This window comes from Psychrobacter sp. (assembly GCF_036731945.1).
Classification (GTDB): domain Bacteria; phylum Pseudomonadota; class Gammaproteobacteria; order Pseudomonadales; family Moraxellaceae; genus Psychrobacter.
In genome coordinates this window covers 16,121-20,107 of record NZ_DAINDI010000053.1, presented here as the reverse complement: position 1 = coordinate 20,107, position 3,987 = coordinate 16,121, and the positions used below count along the sequence as shown (strand labels likewise).

Below are 3,987 nucleotides of genomic sequence, written 5' to 3'. Positions count from 1 at the left end.
GACGTGGCGGCTGAACTGCTTAATATGCAAGCACGGCGCGAAGCGAAAGTCGGTATTCATTTTAAAATCGACCCATCGCAATATGAGCTATTTGCCAGTCAATTTGCCTTTGAAGAAACGCCTGATCAAGCCAATGCCATCCATGCAGTCATGGAGGACATGCGGCAGAATCAGCCGATGGATCGTCTTATTTGCGGTGATGTCGGTTTTGGTAAAACAGAAGTGGCCATGCGTGCGGCATTCATTGCGGTCAGCGCAGGCTATCAAGTAGCGGTATTGGTACCGACGACGTTGCTAGCAGGTCAGCATGAAGACAATTTCCGCGACCGTTTTGCTGATTGGCCGGTACGTATCGAAACCTTGTCGCGCTTTGGTGGTAAAAAACATCAAGATACCGTGTTAACAGACCTCGCAGCGGGTAAGGTCGATATCGTCATTGGTACGCATAAACTTCTGCAACCTGATGTGAAGTTCTCTAATTTAGGTTTAATGATTGTCGATGAAGAACACCGCTTTGGCGTACGTCATAAAGAGCGTATCAAGGCAATTCAGACCGATGTAGACAGTATGTCAATGACGGCGACGCCAATTCCACGTACGCTTAATATGGCGCTCTCAGGGATGCGTGATATGTCGATTATTGCCACCCCGCCTGCACGTCGTCTGGCGATTAAAACCTTTGTCATGCAAAAGACCGATGCCTTATTAAAAGAAGCCATCTTGCGTGAGCTACTACGTGGCGGACAGGTTTATCTATTGCATAATGATGTCGCCAGTATTGAGCGTATGGCAGAGACCGTCCGTGAACTGGTGCCTGAAGCACGAGTAGGGGTGGCGCATGGGCAAATGCAAGAGCGCCAACTTGAGCAAGTGATGCAGCAGTTTTATCATAAAAAGTTCAACGTGCTGATATGCTCGACCATTATCGAAACCGGTATTGATGTACCCAATGCCAATACCATTATCATCGAGCGCGCAGATAAGTTTGGTTTGGCGCAATTGCATCAGCTGCGCGGTCGCGTCGGCCGGAGTCATCATCAGGCGTATTGCTACTTGCTAGTACCTTCTATCAAAGGGCTTAAAGGCGATGCCAAGCGCCGTCTGCATGCGATTGAACGCGCCAATACCTTGGGCGCAGGCTTTATGCTGGCAAGTGAAGACTTGGAGATTCGCGGCGCGGGTGAAATCCTTGGTAAACAGCAAAGTGGTAACATGCAAGCGATTGGCTTTAGCTTATATATGGATATGCTTGAGCGCGCAACGAAGGCGATTAAAGCCGGTAAAGAGCCAGATTTAAGCACGCCATTGTCGCTGACCAGTGAAATCAATTTGCACAGCTCGGCGCTAATACCAGAAGAATATTTGCACGATGTGCATCAGCGCTTATTATTTTATAAACGCATCAGTAATGCTGATGATAAAGAAGCCCTGACTGATATCCGTACCGAAATGATTGACCGTTTTGGGACGCTGCCCGACCAGACCAAGCAATTATTTGCTATTCATGGACTGCGTCTACAAGCTGAACCGCTCAAGATTAATAAGATTGATGCCAATAGCAGCAGCCTAATAATGGAATTTGCGCCTGATACGCCGGTCGATGCTTTAGCGATTATTCAGCTGATTCAAAAAGACGGTCAGCGCTATCGTATGAATGGCGCATCTGGTATACGCTATCAAGATGCCAATAAGCTGGCAACGCCGCAGCAGCGTGTCAGCATTATTCAAGACCTATTGCGCTATTTTAGCGAGCATACAGTGACAGAGTCTGCCTAGCTTTGTTTGTTTATATCGCCAAACCAAGCACATTTACGAAATCGTTTAAGGACAGCAAATGCCATACCCTAAGACAATCGGTCACGGCGCTATTTTATCGCTTGGATAACTGATAAAATAGCGGCATCTTATATTTAGCCTGCTGTTTCTTTAAGCATAATGTTTTAAGCGTATTATAGTTTAGTAAATTCAGTTCTGCTTTTCGGTATTTTAATTCCATTTATTTGAGCGTCATAACAAGAGAACCGTCATTATGTTCCAACTTCATCATAAACTTGCAGCCGACAGTTTTTTAGTGGGTGATTTCCCATTATCAACTTGTCGTTTAATCAATGATTGTCAGTTTCCATGGTTAATATTGGTACCGCGGGTATCAGGTATCAAAGAATTGTACGAGCTATCTGAGGCAGACCAAGCGCAGTTTTTGCGTGAGTCGAGCTGGTTATCAAGCCAACTTGCCAAGACCTTTCAAGCAGATAAAATGAATGTCGCCGCCCTTGGTAATCAAGTACCGCAGCTACATTTTCATCATATTGTCCGCTATCAAAACGACATGCAATGGCCAAATCCAGTATGGGGCATTCCTGCCGTTCCTTATACCAAAGAAGTGTTGGCGCAAATGCAGCAAACGCTGATGATGGCGCTGCGTGGTCATCACCAAATGCCGTTCGATTGGCAAATGTAGTTAAGCCTTAGATAATGGTTGATAAATGTGACTTTAGTACTTTTTATTTAAGTCGTTTTATTCGAGACATTTTATTTAAGTAGGCATGCTCAAAGTAAAATCATAGTGAAATGGTTTTTAAGGGTAATGGAAGGTTTTGTTACTATAAACTATTTTACATTTGTTTGTTAATCGTTATATTAGAGAGTGGGTTGGTTAAATGGATATAGCCAACTTATGTACTCGCAGCCGTTTTCGTGGATTGATGTGTATTGGTAGTTATCAATAGTTATCATTGATTGAGCGCGCATCACAGGTTGCGGGATATTTAATCTTAGACTGAGATACTTCAGTTGAAGATTTTACTCTATGTTAAGGATAACAAATGGCTACTTCCTCTATCGCACCTCCACTATTACGACCTTCTATGTTACTCATCTCTATTTGTACCACTGTATTGAGCCTAACGGCATGTGAGACGGATTCAACGGAATCTGCTTCAACACAGTCGGCATCCGTGCAATCTGCTTTGTCCGAATCGGGGCCAACCATTAGCGAAAACGCTACTGACGCAGCGGACAGCTCTGCCACGTTTAATCACAGTGCTTCTGCCATGTCTATGCGAGCGATGCCGACAAGTCAGTATTTGGTAGGTAGTGGTAAAGCGGATATCACCGGAGCTGCTGCCGAAACTGGCATGTTTGGTTATGCGGCGGGGCAGGTGGTACAAGGTATCAACGACCGTTTGTACTCTCATGCTTTTATTATCGGCGAAGCGGATAACAATGCGGGCAAACGTGTCGTCTATGTATCAGCAGATATGGGCGCGATGTTTACCGCGGTAAAACTTGAGGTCATTAAACGTCTAAAAGCGGATTATGGTGACTTATATAACGATGACAATGTCATGCTCACCGCCACTCACACCCACGTGGGTAACGCCGGTTACTCACATCAGCAGCTGTATCAAATTGCCAGTACCGATGACACGCTAGCAGGCTATAGCAGCCAAAACTTCAATGCTATCGTCAATGGTATTGTCACCTCAATTAAACGCGCTCACGCTACCTTGACCCCAGGGACGCTATCTTTGGCGCAAGGCGAGCTAAAGGGTGCGACAGTCAATCGCTCGGAGTTTGCCTATAACAATAATAAAGACGCCAAAGATTTTGATGGTAATGTCAATGAAACCATGACCCAGCTGCGTCTTAATGACGTCGATGGCACCCCAGTAGGTCTGATCAATTGGTTTGCGCTGCATCCGACCAGTTTTAGTAATAAATTTATGCACCTAAGTGCTGATAACAAAGGCTTTGCTCAGCGCGGTGCGGAAAAGATTTTTGGCGGAGAATCAGACAAACCGTTTGTCGCAGCTTTTGCCAATGCTGATGAAGGCGATGTGCTGGCGGCAGGTGGTAATGCCAACTCAAAACCCGGCTTTCAAGGTAGCGATAACGAGTGGGAAAACGTTAGACGGGATGGGCAGATGCAGCTGGATAAAGCGGTTGAGCTTTGGCATCAAGGCGTGCCGGTTGCTGGACCCGTGG

3 protein-coding genes are annotated in these 3,987 nt (G+C 45.7%); all 3 read left to right on the top strand.

Features of this window, described 5'->3' with window-relative positions:
• The coding region (mfd, locus tag V7D75_RS10845) for a transcription-repair coupling factor (RefSeq protein WP_333614567.1) at positions 1 to 1,776 on the top strand (1,776 nt) is incomplete at its 5' end.
• 253 nt (positions 1,777 to 2,029) lie between these two features.
• Positions 2,030 to 2,461: an HIT domain-containing protein gene (locus V7D75_RS10840; RefSeq protein WP_144296506.1), complete on the top strand. Its 432-nt coding sequence runs from the start codon at positions 2,030 to 2,032 to the stop codon at positions 2,459 to 2,461.
• A 364-nt stretch (positions 2,462 to 2,825) separates the two neighbouring features.
• Positions 2,826 to 3,987, top strand: a 1,162-nt coding sequence (locus tag V7D75_RS10835; RefSeq protein WP_333614566.1) for a neutral/alkaline non-lysosomal ceramidase N-terminal domain-containing protein, incomplete at its 3' end; no start/stop codon positions are given.

Excerpts from the sequence above, each read along its gene's own strand:
- V7D75_RS10840 (WP_144296506.1), top strand. The coding sequence starts at position 2,030 with ATGTTCCAACTTCATCATAAACTTGCAGCCGACAGTTTTTTAGTGGGT.